The following is a 14,834-nucleotide window of genomic DNA, read 5'->3' on the forward strand; positions in this document are numbered from 1 at the left end:
TGGATGGAACAGTGGGTCAGATGTCACTGTGGGTGTGCGGCACGGCGGCTTCGAGTGGATCGCTGCCGCCGACGAAATGACGTACCACCGGGTGCCGCTCGCCCCGGTGCAACGCACGCAGCTGCTCCTGTACGGCCTTGTCATCGGAGGTGATGCGCTCGTGCTGGCGCAGGTGCTCCAGCCACGACGCGGTGAGGAAATACTCCAGGTGCACGCCCGGGCTGGCGACATCCTCGGCCACGCCCCACAGCACTGCGCCATCGCGGCGGCGCACGCGGCCAAGCAGCCGCATGCACGCATGGAAAGCCGCACGGTCGGCGGCATCGATGCGGTATTCCACCGTCACCAGCACCGGTCCGCGGTCATGCGCCACCGCCACCGACAGTTCCGGTGCAGGCCAATGGCCGGCCGGACGCAGGTCCAGTTCTTCGGTCCCGGAGATGCGCACGCGCCATACCAGCAGGCCCGCCACCACCGAACCGACGGCCGCCACCAGCAGCGCCAGGGTGGGCGTGCTGCGCTGGGCGAGTGCGCCCCAGCACAGTCCACCGGCCGCCATGCCGAGCGAAAACACCATGATGTAAAGCGCCAGCGCACGCGCCCTCACCCACGCCGGAACCGCGGTCTGCGCGGCGATCTGCAGCGAGGACAGCACGGTGATCCAGGCAAAGCCATTGACCAGCATGGCCAGCGGCAACAGCACCCAGCTGCGCAGCACGGCCAGCCCGACCAGGCTCAGCGCCAGTGCCAGCGTGGCCAGCAGCACCAGCAGGTCACGGTCCAGCCGCGCGCGCAGTTTCGGCAGCAGCAGGGCACCACTGACCGCGCCGATGCCCACGCAGCCCAGCAACATGCCGTACTGCCCTGCCCCGCCCTGCATCTGCCCGCGCACCACCACCGGCAGCAGCGCGGTCATCGCACTGGCGAAGAAAAAGAAACCTGCGGACTTGATCAGCACCGCCTGCAGGTGGCCGGCCCGGCTGGCATAGCGCAGGCCGGATTTCAGCCCGGCGCCGAAGCCTTCCGGCGGCAGGCTGGCGACCTTCGGATCGCGCTGCCAGCGCAGCAGCACCACCAGCATGGCGGCAAAGCTGATCGCATTGAAGCCGAACGCCCACGTAGCCCCCAGCTGGGCAACGATCACCCCGCCGATGGCCGGGCCCAGCGAACGCGCGATGTTGATGCCGATCGAGTTCAGCGCCACTGCCGAGGCCAGCATCGGCGGCGGTACCAGTTCGGACACGATCGCCGCCTGCGCCGGCATCGCCATCGCCGCGCCGCAGCCCATGCAGAAGGTGAGCACCACCAGCAGGGTCGGGCTGAGCATGTCCAGGTGGGTCAGCACGGCCATGGTGCCGGCCACCGCCAGCATCCAGCCCTGGGTGGCCAGCAGGTAGCGGCGACGGTCGACGATGTCGGCCAGCGTGCCGGCCACCAGTGCCAGCAGCACGATCGGCACGGTGGTGGCCGATTGCACCAGCGCGACCATCAGCGGCGAGCCGGTGCGTTCGGCCATCACCCAGGCCGCGGCCACGTCGTTCACCCAGGTGCCGATGTTGCTGCCCATGATGGCCAACCACAACGCGCGGAACATGCTGATCTGCAGCGGCGCCCAGGCGCCGGGTGCAGCGGGGGATGCGGTGTTTACCATTGCCACGCTCCTACGATGGAGGCAAAAAGAGTGTTGCGGCCACCGGCCTGGCGCAGTGCCGGACCGGCATCCACCCAGGCCAGCTGCCATTGCCATAGCCAGTCATCGCTGGCCTGCCAGCGGGTTTCGGCCTTGTACTGGGTGCCGATGCGGCGCGCGCCACCGCCACTGCCGGGCAACGGCAGCAGCGGTGCCGGCGTGGTGTACACCGCATCGCTGCGCTGTTGTTTCCAGGCCAGCTGCACGCCCAGCTGGGTGCTGAGGCGCTCGCTGAGCTGCAGGTCCAGGGTCGGCTGGACGTCGAGCAGGTTGGCCGGCGCCAGCAGGCTGGCCTCGCTGAAATAGGACGACTTCGGGTACAGCGCATTGAAGGTCTGCAGGCGCCCATCGCCCGCATCGCGGTCACCGCTGGCGATGTCCAGCTTCACCCCCAGCCGTGGTTGCAGCGGCGCCTGGTGCCAGCGCCAGCCGGTATCGCTGGCCAGCGTCCAGGCACGGACCTGCAGCCGCTGCGTGGCGGTGTCCAGATGACCCCGCTGTGCCACTGCCTCCACGTTCCAATCGAGTGCATCGGCCTGGCCGAACCAGCGCGTACCCAGCGTCTGCCGCCGTTCGCGCCCGTTGCCGTCGGCGAAGCGTGCGCCGTCGCGCTGGTAATCCAGCAGGTAGCCATCCCATTGACCGCTGCTGCCCCTTGCTGCGCTGGTCGCGTACGCGCCCCACAGGTGGGCACCCGGCTCGCCGCGGTCGTCGAACGCGCCGGGGCGGTTGTCCACCACGCGCAGCGCCAGCAGATCCAGCCGGCCGGCTGCGCCACGCCAGCCCAGCCGCACGCCATCGAACGCCAGCCGGATGTTCGGTCCATCGCGCACCGACAGCAACCGCGAACTGCCGTAGCTGGCTTCCTGCCGTCCCAGCTGCAGCCAAGCGTGCCGCCCCTGCCAGCGCCAGTAGACCTGCTGCACGTCCAGCGCACCTTGATCGGTGCCGCCGGGTCCACCGGCGCGTCCCTGTTCGGCATGCACGCCCAGCTGCACGCGCGCCTGCCAGTCATCGCGGCGATACGTCGCCGATCCCAGCCCGCGCAGCAGGCCATAGCCATCTTCGCTGCCGCCAATGCCGAAGCGGGTGGGGTCGAAGTACATCCCACGCAGCCGCAGCGAGGCGTCCCACTGCACATCGCCGTTGCCCAGTGCGCTGCAATGGCCCGCCTCGCAGCCGGCCTGCGCCCGCGCCTGTGCCAGCGCAGGCAGTGCCAGCATGGCGAGGGTCAGAACGCGAAGCACGAGCAGCCCATGGCACCCCAGAAAGCCTGCAGGTCACCGGTAGGCGCCGCATGCTGTGCCGCATGGCCGTGTGCGCCGTGGGTGGCACAGGACGCGCCGTGGTGATGGTGATGCGCCATCGCCAGACCCGTGGCCGTGCCGCCGACGTGGTAGCCGCCGAAGCGGTTGACCGGTGACCAGTCCGGCATTGCCGGCGGCAGTACCGGTGCCAGCCCGTCGTAGTCTTCGCCGGCGTGCACGATGCGTCCGCCCAGCACGGTCAGCACACTGATGATGTCGGCGATCTGGTTGTCGTCCACGCGGAAGTAATCGGCCGACAGCACGATGAAATCGGCCAGCTGGCCGGCCTTCAGCGTGCCCTTGTGGTCTTCATCGCCGGAGAACCACGCGCTGCCCTGGGTCCACAGACGCAGCGCCTGTTCGCGTTCCAGCAGGTTCTCATCGCCATACAGTGCCAGCCCGCCCACGGTACGGCCGGTGACCAGCCACGACAGCGCGACCCACGGGTTGTAGCTGGCCACGCGCGTGGCGTCGGTGCCGGCACCCACCGGGACGCCTTCGGCCAGCATCCGCTTCACCGGCGGCGTGTGGCGTGCCGCCTGCACGCCGTAGCGTTCGACGAACGCCTCGCCCTGGTAGGCCATGCGGTGCTGGATCGCCAGCCCGCCACCCATCGCGCGGATGCGCTCGATGTTGCGCGGGGTGATGGTCTCGGCGTGGTCGATGAACCAGTGCAGGCCGTCGAACGGCACCTCGCGGTTGACCTGCTCGTAGACGTCCAGGATGCGCGAGATGCTTTCGTCGTAGGTCGCATGGATGCGGAACGGCCAACGCTTTTCCACCAGCAGCCGCACCACGTCATGCAGTTCCGGCTCCAGTTCCGGCGGCAACTCCGGTCGTGGTTCGTTGAACAGTTCGAAGTCCGCCGCGGAGAACACCAGCATCTCGCCCGCGCCATTGTGGCGCAGCAGGTCGTCGCCCTGGCGTGGTTGCAGGATCTCGCTCCAGCGCTGGAAGTCACCGACTTCACCGCCCTTGTTCTGGGTGAACAGGTTGTAGGCGATGCGCACGCTGAGCTGGTCATCGCGGTGCAGCTGTTCGATGACCTGGTAATCCTCGGGATAGTTCTGGAAGCCACCGCCGGCATCGATCACCGAGGTGATCCCCAGCCGGTTCAGCTCGCGCATGAAATGGCGTGTCGAATTGGCCTGGTACTCGATCGGCAGCCTGGGGCCCTTGGCCAGCGTGGCGTACAGGATCACCGCGTTCGGCTTGGCCAGCAGCAGGCCGGTGGGATTGCCCAGTTTGTCGCGCACGATCTGCCCACCGGGCGGATCCGGCGTGTTCTTGTCATAGCCGCAGGCCCGCAGCGCAGCACGGTTGAGCAGCGCGCGGTCGTACAAGTGCAGCAGGAACACCGGCGTATCCGGGGCGATGGTGTTGATTTCTTCCAGCGTCGGCAGGCGCTTTTCGGTGAACTGGGCAGCGGTGAAGCCACCGACCACGCGCACCCATTGCGGTGCGGGCGTGCGATCGACCTGCACTTTCAGCATGGCCAACGCATCGGCCAGCGAGCGCAGGCCGTCCCAGCGCAGTTCCAGGTTGTAGTTGAGTCCACCGCGGATCAGGTGGGTATGGCTGTCATTGAGCCCGGGCACCAGCCGGCGCCCCTGAGCATCAATGATCGTTGCCTCAGCGGACCAGCCGCGCATGATGTCCTCGTCGCTGCCGACGGCGACGATGCGCCCGTCCTGCACGGCCAGTGCCTGTGCGTGCGGCTGCGCCGGGTCGAGGGTGGTGATGCGGGCATTGCGGATGACCAGCGTGCTCATGCGACGCTCCTGCGATGAGGGGGAAGAAGCCGCTGCCAGGCCGCGGCCGGCCAGGCCCAGCGCGAGTGCCGCGCCAGCCCCCAGCAGCACCTCGCGGCGGCCAGGCAGGGTGGGGTCGGGGCTCATGACGGCACTCCAGGGGAAGCAAGGAAGGAATCAAGCGAGAACGTACCGGCGCCAGCCAGCGCGACCGACAGCAGCAGCAGCGTCCACATCACCGGGTACTCCACGCCGCCGCGCATCCAGAACCACCCGCGTGGCAGCGCCAGCAGCGCGGTGAACGCAATGAACGCTGCGCCGACCAGCGCGGCGAGGTGGGTCTGCCAGCCGAGCAGCACCGACAGCCCGGCCAGCACCTGTACCCCCGCCAGCAGCAGCGGCAACGGTGCCGCGGCAGGCAGGCCGAACCCGCGCAGCTCGCCGGCAAAGCCGGCAAGGCCCGGGCCGTTGAACCAGCCGAACAACTTGCCCAGCGCGTGTGGCAACAGAAATCCTCCCGCCGCCACGCGCAGCATCAGCAGCGCCACGTCCAGGGCATGGCTGCTGCCCATGCTCAGTGACCGCCTTCCTGTGCGCCGAACATGGTCTTGGCGTACTGGATTCCCACCCCGTAACCCCCTGCATGCTCGCGGGCGATGCCGGTGGTGAGGTCGTAGGTTTCACCGCGCGCCCAGTCGCGCTGCAGCTCAAGCAGGTACTGCACGCTGGTGATCGGCACCGCGCCGGCCTGCACCATGCGGGTGACGGCGCGCTCATGCGCCTCCTCGCTCACGTCGCCGCAGGCATCGGTGATGACATAGATCTCGAAGCCCTGCTCGATCGCCGACAGGGTCGGGCCGACGATGCAGACGCTGGTCCACAGGCCGGCGATGACCAGGCGCTGCTTGCCGATGCGGTTGATCTCATCGATCACGCCCTGGTCTTCCCAGGCGTTCATCGAAGTGCGGTCGAACACCGGCTGGCCCGGGAAGATCGCCGGCAGTTCCGGGAACAGCGGACCGGAGAACGACTTCTCCGCCACGGTGGTCAGCACCACCGGCACCTTGAAGCCTTTGGCGCCCTTGCTGATCAACGAGACGTTGTTGCGCAGCGCGGAGATGTCGATGGTGTGGGTGGCAAACGCCATCTGCGACTGATGGTCGATCAGCACCAGCGCGTGGTCGGTCGGGGACAGCAGCGCGTTGCCGGGGACGGCGGTGGCCTTGTTCATGCGGTTGGCTCCAGGGAGGGTGGGAGGGAATCAGTAAGGAGACGCAGCGTGCAGCGCGTAACGGCGCGGACTGCAACCGGTGGCGGCGCGGAAACTGCGGGTGAAATGGCTCTGGTCGAAGAACGCCAGTTCGCTGGCAATACGGCCGACCGGCTGCGAGCCTTCGCGCAACCAGTGGCGGGCCTGGTCGATGCGACGCTGGCGCAGCCATCCGGTCGGGCTGAGCCCGGTGGCGCTTCGGAACAAGCGGGCGAGGTGGAAGCGGCTGACACACGCAGCGGCGGCGATCTGCACCACGTCGATCGGCTGGCCGAGGTTCTGCTCCATGAACGCCTGCGCGCGGCGGACCGCTGCCGCCTGCCCCGCATTGAGACCAGGCATCGCCGAAGGTGCGCCGCGGCACGGGGTGTCGGTGGCCATCGGCAGTGCTCGTGGTGGGGAGTGCATAGCGTGGCTGCAGACGCGCCGAGGCCCTACCCCCGACGGGGTGGGCAGCACGCTCACTCTTTCGGGGGGGGCACCCGCCGGGCGGCCAGCAGCACCCGCCGACCGAACAGACAGGCATCCAGCGAGTAGGCGCCGGGACCGAGCAGCAACAGGCAAGCAGGCAGCAGGACCAGCGCCGCGCCGCCCTCCCCGGTCCACAACACCAGCGTAGCCAACGCCACGGCCAGCGGGGTCAGCCCGCCGAGGGCCAGCAGCAGCGCCGCCGAGGCCGCGCCCCATTGCTGCCACGCGGCCACCGGCCAGGGCGAGCACATCGCAACCGCCAGGCACAGCCGTATCCACAGCAGGCCGATACCCGGGGCACGATCAGGAAACATCACGAACAGACGCTGCATTCCACCCTCCCGTGGACAGGCCTGCATGGTTACCTGATCCAGCACCGGCCCACCTGCCCCGATCGGGTAGGCCGCCAGTGCCCCCGGCCTGCGAGAATGCAGCATGCCGCTTGCACCTTCCCTGCTGCTGCGCCACGTGTGCACCTGCCTGCTGCAGGGGGTGTTGCTGTGGGTCGCGGTGCCGATGGCCGCGCGTGCGGCGCTGCCGGTGCCACCGCAGGCGCAGGCCGGGCTGCCCGGCTTCCAGCACAGCGCCTGGCGCGTCGGCCAGGGCGCGCCGGGAGATGTCTGGGACATCGCGCAGGATCGCCAGGGCACACTGCTGCTGGCAACCGGATCCGGGCTCTACCGGTTCGATGGCCACCGCTTCGAGCGCGACGCGGCGCCGCCGGGCAGCAGCTTTCCGTCCACCAACATGGTGTCGTTGCTGCTGGACCACGACGACAGCCTGTGGATCGGTTATTTCCAGGCCGGCATCAGCCATCTGCACCCAGACCGGCTGCGCAGTTTCCTTACCGGGCGCGATGTCCCCAACGGCCCGGTGCCGCGCATGGCACGCGATGGCGGTGGACGGCTGTGGGCGGCGCTCAAGGGCGGCCTGCGCTGGTACGACGGCCGACAGTGGCAGCCGCCCACGCCGGCGATGCAGGTTCCCTCCCAGCCCGCGCACTGGCTGCAGCGCGACCACCAGGGAACGCTGTGGCTGCTGGCCGGCAACGCACTGTGGCGGCTTCCGCGCGGCGCCAAGCGGTTCGAGCCCACGGAGGTGGAGGCATCACCGCAGTCGGTGCTGGCCGAGCGTGCCGATGGCAGCCTGTGGCTGGCCGACCGGCGACGCGGCATCCTGCCGGTGGCGCGCAACGGCACCGTGCTGTCGCCCGCGCAACGCGAATCCCGACGCCTTGCCGACCTGCGCGCCGATCGCATCCTGTTCGCGCGCGATGGCAGCCTGTGGGGCACCCGCATCGGCAGTGGCGGCGTGTTCCGGCTCAGCTTCGACGGCACCCAGCCCACACTGCTGGAAAACTTCGACGTGGCGCAGGGACTGACGTCGACCTCGGCCTCGCCGCTGCTGGAAGACCGCGAAGGCAACATCTGGATCGGCACCAACCTGGGCCTGAACCGGTTCCGTGCGCGCAGCGTGCATGCGCTGCAGGATGTCGGTTCGTCGGGGCCGTACCGGACCCTGTACCGCACCGCGGGTGGCCAGGTGCAGGGCTACGATGACGACCTGCGGATGTTCGACCTGCAACGCAGCCTGGTCCATGCCGGCGCGGCGGCGATGCAGCGCGCCAGCCTGCACTCTGCTGTTCCACTATGGCTGTTCCATGATGACGTGCTGTACCGACGTACCGCTGGCCGGACGGTAGCGTTCGCCGCGCCGAGCTGGACCGCCGGGCAATCCTTCAATTCGGTGTTCTTCGCCACGAAGGACGAAGCGTGGGCGTGTGCCGGCCCCTACACGCTGCACTTCAAGGACGGTCGATGGCGCAATGATCCGCGTCTGCCCGCACGCAGTTGCAGCCTGGTCAGCGTCGATGGACGCGGGCGTGTGCTGGTCGGGCATGACGATGGCACGCTGCACGTGGTCGATGGCCGCTCGGTACGCGCTTACGGTCCGGCGCAGGGCCTGGATGTCGGTCCAGTCACCGCCGTGTACGCACGCGGTGAGGAACTGCTGGTCGCCGGCGAATCCGGCCTTGCCGCACGGGAAGGCGCGCGCTTCCACGTGCTGCAGGCCGATATCCCCGGCGTGCTGGAAGGCATTACCGGCATCGCCGGTGAAGCAACGGGCACGCGCTGGTTGAACGGCAGCCGCGGCCTGCTGCGCACCGATGCCGATGCGCTGCGGGCGGCGGCAGGCAGCGCCCGCGCGCTCTCCCCGCGCCTGTTCGACGATGCCGACGGCATGCCAGGCATCGCGCTGCAGAGCAGCCCCACCGCCACGGCGATGCTGGCCGATGATGGGTTGCTGTGGCTGGCGACCAACCAGGGCCTGGCGTGGCTGGACACCACCCTGCCCCATCGCAACGAACGTGCGCCGGACGTGCGCATCGGCGAGGTGTCCTTTGATGGGCAGCATGCACTGCTGCGCGACGGACTGCGGCTTCCCGCCGGCACCGACCAGGTGCAGATCGACTACGTGGCGCTGTCACTGGCGCGACCCGAGCGCACCCGCTACCGCTACCAGCTGTCCGGCGTGGACAGCAGCTGGCAGGAGGCAGGCAGCCAGACCCGCGCGCACTACACCAACCTCATGCCCGGAACCTACCGCTTCGAGGTGATGGCCGCCAACGAAGATGGCGTCTGGAGCAGCACCCCGGCGGCACGCACTTTCCAGATCGCCCCCACCTTCATGCAGACGCTGTGGTTCAAGCTGCTGTGCGTGCTGGCGGTGCTGGCCCTGCTGGTGATGGCCGTGCGCATCCGCAGTGGGCAGCTTGCCGCGCTGGTGCGCGCCCGCTTGCAGGAGCGCCACGGCGAACGCGAGCGGATCGCGCGCGACCTGCACGACACCCTGCTGCAGGGCAGCCAGGGCCTGATCCTGCGCCTGCATGCCATCAGCCAGTCCGCCCACGCCTCGCCCGCCGTGCGCAGCAGCCTGGAGGCGGCCATGCAGCTGGCCGAGCAGAACCTCGCCGAAGGCCGCGAACGCGTTGCGGCGCTGCGCGACGGCCCGGCTGCCGGCCAGGACCTGGTGACCGCCTTGGCCCATGTGCATGAAGAGTTCGCCGGCCAGGGCGTCAATCCACTACGGCTAACCATCGAAGGGGCGGCACCGCCGTTGCAGGCCCACGCGGCCGAAGAAGTCTTCCTGATCGGTCGCGAAGCGATCCGCAACGCCCTGCACCATGCCCAGGCCGGGGCGATCGAAGTGGAACTGGCCTACGGGCGCAGTTGCCTGCTGCTGCACGTGCGCGATGACGGCCGCGGCATGACCGACACCCACGGCGCCGCCGACGGCCACTGGGGCATGCAGGGCATGCGCGAGCGCGCGCGCCGACTGGGCGGAGAACTACGCGTCTGGTCGCGTCCCGGGCTGGGCACCGAGATCGCGCTGTCGGTGCCCGCCAATCGCATCTACCGGCAACGTCCCTCCCCATGGCGACGCTGGCTGCCCAACAGGAAACCTCCAGCATGAACCCCAACGATTCCATCGGCGTGCTGATCGTCGACGACCATCCGCTGCTGCGCGATGGCCTGGGCGCGCTGCTGTCCACCCAGTCGGACATGCATCTGGTGGGCGAAGCCGCCGATGGCGAACAGGCGGTGGAATGCTATCTGCGGCTGCACCCGGAGGTGGTGCTGATGGACCTGCAGCTGCCTGGCATCGATGGTGTTGAAGCCATCATGCGCATCCGTGCACAGGATCCCAAGGCCCGCATCATCGTGTTGACGACGTACCGCGGCGATGTCCGCGCGGTACGCGCGCTGCAGGCCGGCGCCAGTGCCTACCTGCTCAAGGACATGCTGCGGCATGAGCTGATCGACACCATCCGCAGCGTCGCTGGCGGTCGCCGCGCTGCCATTCCGGCTCAACTGGCCGCCAGCATCGCGGCCCACGTGGTGGAAGACCGGTTGTCCCCGCGCGAAACCGAAGTGCTGGTCCACGTTGCGGCCGGCATGTCCAACCGGCGCGTGGGCGAGCAGATGCAGATTTCCGAGCAGACCGTCAAAGCGCACATGAAAAGCATCATGGAGAAGCTGGGCGTCGGTGACCGCACGCATGCGGTCACCATGGCCCTGCGCCGCGGCATCATCAGCCTGGATGACGAAACCGGCGAACGCTGAGACGGCTCAGAAGCGCACGTCCGCCTTGATGCCTACGACCACCGCATCCTTGCGCGATGCCAGCCCACCGGGGTGGCGCACGTACTGGACACCGGGCTGCAGGTCCAGTCCGGCGGCGGGCTTCCAGCCGTAGAAGACCTCGGCGACCTGCTCGCGCCTTGCGGGCGGACCGCGGTGGCGCTGTCGCTGGCTGTCGGCCACGCGCGGATTGACCCGGGTACTGGCAAGCCCCAGGCCGATGCGGTCATCCGGCCGCGAGCGGATGGTTCCGGTGTGGACGAGCTGCAGGCTGATCATCTGGTCGATCTCGCCAGTGCGGCGATCACCCTGTGCGAAGGCCAGCTGGGTCCGCAATCCCGATGATTCGCTGCTTGCGTTGCCGTGGGTCAGCTGCTGCTGCGCGCTGGCCCATCCGCCGTAGGCACCGGTGCGCAGCAACGCCATGCCGCCGCCCGCAGGGATCGGTAGCGGCTGCACCGCGTCCGCACGCGGCGCACTGCTGTACCAGCCACCCACCGCATACCGACCCTTGCGCCCGTCGAATGACGGCTCCCAGCCCAGTTCCAGCGGTGTGAGGGTGCCGACCGTGCCGGCCGGTGCCAGGCGCAGGCCACCCCCACGTTCATCGGCATAGCGGGGGTTGATCTGGTACGCAGCCGCACGCAGGTAGACCGCGGGCAGCGGCCGGTAGGTGACCACCGCGCCCCATTGGCTGAGCGGCGAATTGAACCAGTAGTCGCCCCCGAACAGCGCCACCTGGCCACCGCACAGCGCCAGGTTCATGGCAACGCAGTCGAGCATGTTGAAGTCCTCCCCCACCGCAAGACGGCCCGCCTTTGCGTCGAAGCGGCCATCGGCGGACTGCCGCCCCAGCCACAGGCTGCCCAGCCGCGGGATGTGGCCACGCCCATGGATTTCCTGGCTTGCCATCAGGCTGCCCAGGCCGGCCCGGGCGGTGACGCTGTCTCCGTCGCGCAGGCTCAGGGAAAGCTGGGCACGGGTGCCGGACCAGCCCCACAACCGCTCCAGGTCGAAGCGTGCGCTTGCGGACAGCTGGCCCGCATGGGCACTGGTGCGGCGCTGGCCACCGGCTGTGTTGCGCGCCGCTTCCACGGTGTAGCCGAGATCCAGCGTGATGCCGTTGTCCTGCCATGCCGGGCGGCGGCCGCCCCAGTCACCGGTGACACCCTGTGCGAGCGCACCCTGCGCTGCCGCGGCGAGACCCAGGCCGGCCAGAACACGCAGCCCGATGAAAGAATTGTCCACGTCGACTCCTTGCTGCAAGGAGCCTCAACGTGGCACGCCGTCCTTCGTTCTCCCTGCGCCGCGATATGGGTCTGCGGAGAAGGTCACAGCCTGTGCTGCAGGAAGGGCGAAGAATGTCAGGGTGTGTCCGCGTGACTGGCGCGCCGCCTGGTCAGAAGCGACGTGGCCCATCCCCGGCGTACCAGCTTGCCACGTGCTCCGGCAACCAGGGGCGCGGGTCAATGTCCAATGCGGCATAAGCATCGAGCGCGTCGCGCAGCGCCACCTCAACCTCGATGCGTTCATGGCGGAGATCGTCCTCTTCAGGCAGCTGCGCGGCAGACCATGCGTACAGCCGGTCAATACGTTGCAGCAGCATCGCCTGCAACCAGGCACGCAGCGGATACACATGATGGCCGCGCGCTGCCAGCCCGCGCACGGCGGCGTCCAATCCCTCGCTGGCGCCACGGACCCACTCGGTCTTCCCGCCCGCCTTCTGCTGCACGGTCAACGGTGCAGGCGAACGATGCAGCTTCAGCGGACGGCGCAGCTCCAGTTCCAGGTCACGCGCATCACGCTGGGTTTCCGTTTCCACCAGCCACCCATTTTCCAGGTCGAAGAATTCGAACCATCGCCGGTGCAGCGCACCGATGCGTCCGAGTGGATCGCGCGAGAAGCCTATCTTGCAGTAGTCCTCCCACGCGCAGGGAAACACATAGGTGAACCATTGGCCGTCGATCCGCACGTTCATGGCAGCGCCTGGCAGACCGGGCAGAAGAACGTGCGGCGCCGGGTGGTCCCCAGGTACTGCTTGGACACCGGCCCGCCACAGCGGGGGCACGTCCGGCGGGTATGTACCTGCCAATGCTTCTTGAGTTCGCAGGCCTTCTTCCAGGCCAGGAAGTCGAAACTGTACTGGCGTGCCTGGGTAATCACCTGCCCCAGCTTTCGCGGCGGGATGCTGGCGATGGTCGCAGCCGGATGCACGCGCGTGCGGAACAGCACCTCGTTCTTGATGATGTTGCCCACCCCGGCAAAGATGTCCTGGTCCAGCAAGGCATCGCATATCAGCGTGTCCGGCCGTGCTTTCAGCTTGCGCCGTGCCAGCCTGGGATCCCACGCGGGATTCATCACGTCCGCGCGCCAGTCGTAGGCATCGTCGAGTGGACCTTCGATGTACTTCAACGAGCAGGTGTAGAGATTGAGCTCGCCGTTATCGAAGGCCAGCGAGGCACGCGCGGTCGTCGGCTTCCTTTCGTCGATGCGCCACGTGCCGAACATCAGCAGGTGGGCGCGCAGGCTGAAGCCACGGAACTCCAGCAGGAAATGCTTGCCCCAGCTGCGCACGGACACCACGCGTCGGCCCTGCATGCGGGCAAGGTCGAGGCTGCTGTTGCCGGAAGCCACGCGCACCGTGTGGTTGCGGAAACGCGCCGCGGCTTCGCGCAGGATGACGATGGAAGGACCTTCAGGCATGGGCGGGCTCCAGCAGCGCCTGCAGGCGCAACGCGTTGGCCGTGGCGAAGCCGTGCGCGGTGTTGTCGAAGATCACCCAGGATGGGTGCCCCTCGGTGGATGCCACACGCACCTCTGCCGCCAGCCGATGCAGTGCCTGCTCGTCATAGTCGCTGTAATAGGTCCGCGGGCTGCCATGCCAGCGCCAGTAATGCCAACAAATCGCTCCGGCAGGCCTGGCGCCTGCATCCATGCGCGGCGGATCCGCTGCGACACGCGCGATGCCGTAGCGATCCATCAACGCCTCCGCCGCTTCATCGAACCAGCGAGCGTGGCGGGGCTCGCACGCCACGGGCACGGCAGTACGCCGGCGCAGCATCGCAAAGAACGTGGATGCCATGCGCGCATCGAAGGCCAGTGTCGGCGGCAACTGGAGCAGCAGCCCGCCGAGACGGTCGCCCAGGTGGCCGCTTTCATCAAGGAACCGGTCCAGCAAGGCACCCGTGCCGCGTAGCCGCAGCTCATGCGATATGGCGCGTGGTATTTTCACGGTGAAGCGGAAGTGCGCCGGCACCGCTGCCGCCCAGCGCGCATAGGTTGCCGGCTGGTGCGCGCGATAGAACGAGGAGTTGATTTCGGCCGCAGACAGACGCGAAGCGTAACGCTCCAGTGCACTGCCATCGGACTCGAACGCTGTCCGGTAGCGCCCCGGTATCGACCACCCCGCACATCCCACGCGCACCTCGGTTGCCACTGCCTGTCCTCCCAACGCCTGCCCGCAGCGTCTCCCCGCGACCGTTAGCAACAGGCGAAGTGCGCATGCCTGCGCCGTGCAGGCGCCGCTTTGACTTCGTGCACACCGTTGTCGGTGCAGCCTGTTGGCATGCTCGATTTTCTTCCCCCGCAGTGGTCGGTCCTGCCCCGCGCGTTCTATCGCCGCCATCCCACGATGGTGGCCCCGGAGCTGTTGAACAAAGTGCTGCTGCGCGCCGATGGCCGCGCCGCACGCATCGTCGAGGTGGAAGCCTATGCGGGCAGCGAAGACCCGGCGGCGCACTCCTACCGAGGCATGACCGCGCGCAATGCCACCATGTTCGGCGAGCCGGGGCATCTGTACGTGTACTTCACCTATGGCATGCACTGGGGCAGCAACGCGGTCTGCGGCGAGGTCGGCGAGGGCGTGGGCGTATTGCTGCGCGCTGCCGAGCCCCTGCTGGGCCTGGATGCGATGCGCCAGGCCCGGCCCAAGGCGAAGCGCGACCGCGATCTCGCCAGCGGCCCGGGGAAACTCTCGCAGGCCTTCGGCATCACCGGCGCGATGGACGGTGCCGATCTGGTCGGTGCCGACGGCGGCATCGTGCTGGCCGATGATGGCACCGCGCCGCCGCGCGATCCGGTGGTGGGCCCGCGTATCGGCATCAGCCGGGCCATGGACTTTCCGTGGCGCTGGCACGTGGCCGACCATCTGCATGTTTCGGTGCGCCCGCGGCGCTGAGCACTGTCACCAGACGCGCTGCTGCC

The 14,834-nt window shown here is 68.6% G+C and carries 14 protein-coding genes; 3 read left to right on the plus strand and 11 right to left on the minus strand.

Annotated features, from left to right (window positions below):
- Nucleotides 1-16: 16 nt before the first annotated feature.
- The 7 genes from ACI2JH_RS13835 to ACI2JH_RS13865 all read right to left on the minus strand — a co-directional run bounded on the left by ACI2JH_RS13835 (nucleotide 17) and on the right by ACI2JH_RS13865 (nucleotide 6,821).
- Nucleotides 17-1,651, minus strand: a complete 1,635-nt coding sequence (locus ACI2JH_RS13835) for an MFS transporter (RefSeq protein WP_404736499.1) — start codon at nucleotides 1,649-1,651, stop codon at nucleotides 17-19.
- Nucleotides 1,645-2,913: an alginate export family protein gene (locus tag ACI2JH_RS13840; RefSeq protein WP_404736500.1), complete on the minus strand. Its 1,269-nt coding sequence runs from the start codon at nucleotides 2,911-2,913 to the stop codon at nucleotides 1,645-1,647. Before ACI2JH_RS13840 ends, ACI2JH_RS13835 begins: the two co-directional genes overlap by 7 nt.
- An 8-nt stretch (nucleotides 2,914-2,921) precedes the next feature.
- Entirely contained in the window at nucleotides 2,922-4,769 is a 1,848-nt protein-coding gene (locus ACI2JH_RS13845) for an amidohydrolase (protein WP_404736532.1), read from the minus strand.
- A gap of 122 nt (nucleotides 4,770-4,891) precedes the next feature.
- A complete protein-coding gene (locus ACI2JH_RS13850) occupies nucleotides 4,892-5,320 on the minus strand; it encodes a DoxX family protein (RefSeq protein WP_101101403.1) in 429 nt (142 codons plus the stop codon).
- A 2-nt stretch (nucleotides 5,321-5,322) separates the two neighbouring features.
- A complete protein-coding gene (locus ACI2JH_RS13855; protein ID WP_101101405.1) occupies nucleotides 5,323-5,979 on the minus strand; it encodes a hydrolase in 657 nt (218 codons plus the stop codon).
- Between the two features lie 30 nt (nucleotides 5,980-6,009).
- Nucleotides 6,010-6,399, minus strand: coding sequence for a helix-turn-helix transcriptional regulator (locus tag ACI2JH_RS13860; protein ID WP_101116329.1), 390 nt, complete (start codon nucleotides 6,397-6,399; stop codon nucleotides 6,010-6,012).
- An 80-nt stretch (nucleotides 6,400-6,479) separates the two neighbouring features.
- Nucleotides 6,480-6,821: a hypothetical protein gene (locus tag ACI2JH_RS13865; protein ID WP_319276682.1), complete on the minus strand. Its 342-nt coding sequence runs from the start codon at nucleotides 6,819-6,821 to the stop codon at nucleotides 6,480-6,482.
- Nucleotides 6,822-6,924: 103 nt separating this feature from the next.
- Between ACI2JH_RS13865 and ACI2JH_RS13870 the strand changes: the two genes are divergently transcribed.
- Both ACI2JH_RS13870 and ACI2JH_RS13875 read left to right on the plus strand, forming a co-directional pair.
- On the plus strand, nucleotides 6,925-9,963 hold the full coding sequence (locus ACI2JH_RS13870) for a two-component regulator propeller domain-containing protein (protein ID WP_404736501.1): 3,039 nt from the start codon (nucleotides 6,925-6,927) through the stop codon (nucleotides 9,961-9,963).
- Nucleotides 9,960-10,613 carry a response regulator transcription factor gene (locus ACI2JH_RS13875; protein ID WP_101101495.1) on the plus strand — a complete coding sequence of 218 codons (654 nt, stop codon included), beginning with the start codon at nucleotides 9,960-9,962 and terminating at the stop codon, nucleotides 10,611-10,613. The genes ACI2JH_RS13870 and ACI2JH_RS13875 overlap by 4 nt, the downstream gene beginning before the upstream one ends.
- A gap of 6 nt (nucleotides 10,614-10,619) precedes the next feature.
- Here ACI2JH_RS13875 and ACI2JH_RS13880 read toward each other — a convergent pair whose 3' ends face one another.
- From ACI2JH_RS13880 to ACI2JH_RS13895, 4 genes are all read right to left on the minus strand, one after another.
- The gene (locus ACI2JH_RS13880; RefSeq protein ID WP_404736502.1) at nucleotides 10,620-11,879 is read right to left on the minus strand and encodes a carbohydrate porin; all 1,260 of its coding nucleotides are present in this window, start codon (nucleotides 11,877-11,879) and stop codon (nucleotides 10,620-10,622) included.
- Between the two features lie 151 nt (nucleotides 11,880-12,030).
- Complete coding sequence (locus ACI2JH_RS13885) at nucleotides 12,031-12,609, minus strand: GIY-YIG nuclease family protein (protein ID WP_101101414.1); 579 nt, start codon at nucleotides 12,607-12,609, stop codon at nucleotides 12,031-12,033.
- Nucleotides 12,606-13,334: a DNA-formamidopyrimidine glycosylase family protein gene (locus ACI2JH_RS13890; protein ID WP_349998780.1), complete on the minus strand. Its 729-nt coding sequence runs from the start codon at nucleotides 13,332-13,334 to the stop codon at nucleotides 12,606-12,608. The genes ACI2JH_RS13885 and ACI2JH_RS13890 overlap by 4 nt, the downstream gene beginning before the upstream one ends.
- Nucleotides 13,327-14,082 carry a DUF72 domain-containing protein gene (locus ACI2JH_RS13895; RefSeq protein ID WP_404736503.1) on the minus strand — a complete coding sequence of 252 codons (756 nt, stop codon included), beginning with the start codon at nucleotides 14,080-14,082 and terminating at the stop codon, nucleotides 13,327-13,329. The genes ACI2JH_RS13890 and ACI2JH_RS13895 overlap by 8 nt, the downstream gene beginning before the upstream one ends.
- A gap of 114 nt (nucleotides 14,083-14,196) precedes the next feature.
- Here ACI2JH_RS13895 and ACI2JH_RS13900 point away from each other — a divergent pair, with 114 nt between their 5' ends.
- Entirely contained in the window at nucleotides 14,197-14,808 is a 612-nt protein-coding gene (locus ACI2JH_RS13900) for a DNA-3-methyladenine glycosylase (RefSeq protein WP_101101418.1), read from the plus strand.
- Nucleotides 14,809-14,834: the final 26 nt, after the last annotated feature.

This window comes from Stenotrophomonas sp. NPDC078853, from assembly GCF_044901215.1.
In the GTDB taxonomy this organism is placed as follows: domain Bacteria; phylum Pseudomonadota; class Gammaproteobacteria; order Xanthomonadales; family Xanthomonadaceae; genus Stenotrophomonas; species Stenotrophomonas lacuserhaii.

Excerpts from the sequence above, each read along its gene's own strand:
- ACI2JH_RS13835 (WP_404736499.1), bottom strand. The coding sequence starts at position 1,651 with ATGGTAAACACCGCATCCCCCGCTGCACCCGGCGCCTGGGCGCCGCTG.
- ACI2JH_RS13840 (WP_404736500.1), bottom strand. The coding sequence starts at position 2,913 with ATGCTGGCACTGCCTGCGCTGGCACAGGCGCGGGCGCAGGCCGGCTGC.
- ACI2JH_RS13845 (WP_404736532.1), bottom strand. The coding sequence starts at position 4,769 with ATGAGCACGCTGGTCATCCGCAATGCCCGCATCACCACCCTCGACCCG.
- ACI2JH_RS13850 (WP_101101403.1), bottom strand. The coding sequence starts at position 5,320 with ATGGGCAGCAGCCATGCCCTGGACGTGGCGCTGCTGATGCTGCGCGTG.
- ACI2JH_RS13855 (WP_101101405.1), bottom strand. The coding sequence starts at position 5,979 with ATGAACAAGGCCACCGCCGTCCCCGGCAACGCGCTGCTGTCCCCGACC.
- ACI2JH_RS13860 (WP_101116329.1), bottom strand. The coding sequence starts at position 6,399 with ATGGCCACCGACACCCCGTGCCGCGGCGCACCTTCGGCGATGCCTGGT.
- ACI2JH_RS13865 (WP_319276682.1), bottom strand. The coding sequence starts at position 6,821 with ATGCAGCGTCTGTTCGTGATGTTTCCTGATCGTGCCCCGGGTATCGGC.
- ACI2JH_RS13870 (WP_404736501.1), top strand. The coding sequence starts at position 6,925 with ATGCCGCTTGCACCTTCCCTGCTGCTGCGCCACGTGTGCACCTGCCTG.
- ACI2JH_RS13875 (WP_101101495.1), top strand. The coding sequence starts at position 9,960 with ATGAACCCCAACGATTCCATCGGCGTGCTGATCGTCGACGACCATCCG.
- ACI2JH_RS13885 (WP_101101414.1), bottom strand. The coding sequence starts at position 12,609 with ATGAACGTGCGGATCGACGGCCAATGGTTCACCTATGTGTTTCCCTGC.
- ACI2JH_RS13890 (WP_349998780.1), bottom strand. The coding sequence starts at position 13,334 with ATGCCTGAAGGTCCTTCCATCGTCATCCTGCGCGAAGCCGCGGCGCGT.
- ACI2JH_RS13900 (WP_101101418.1), top strand. The coding sequence starts at position 14,197 with ATGCTCGATTTTCTTCCCCCGCAGTGGTCGGTCCTGCCCCGCGCGTTC.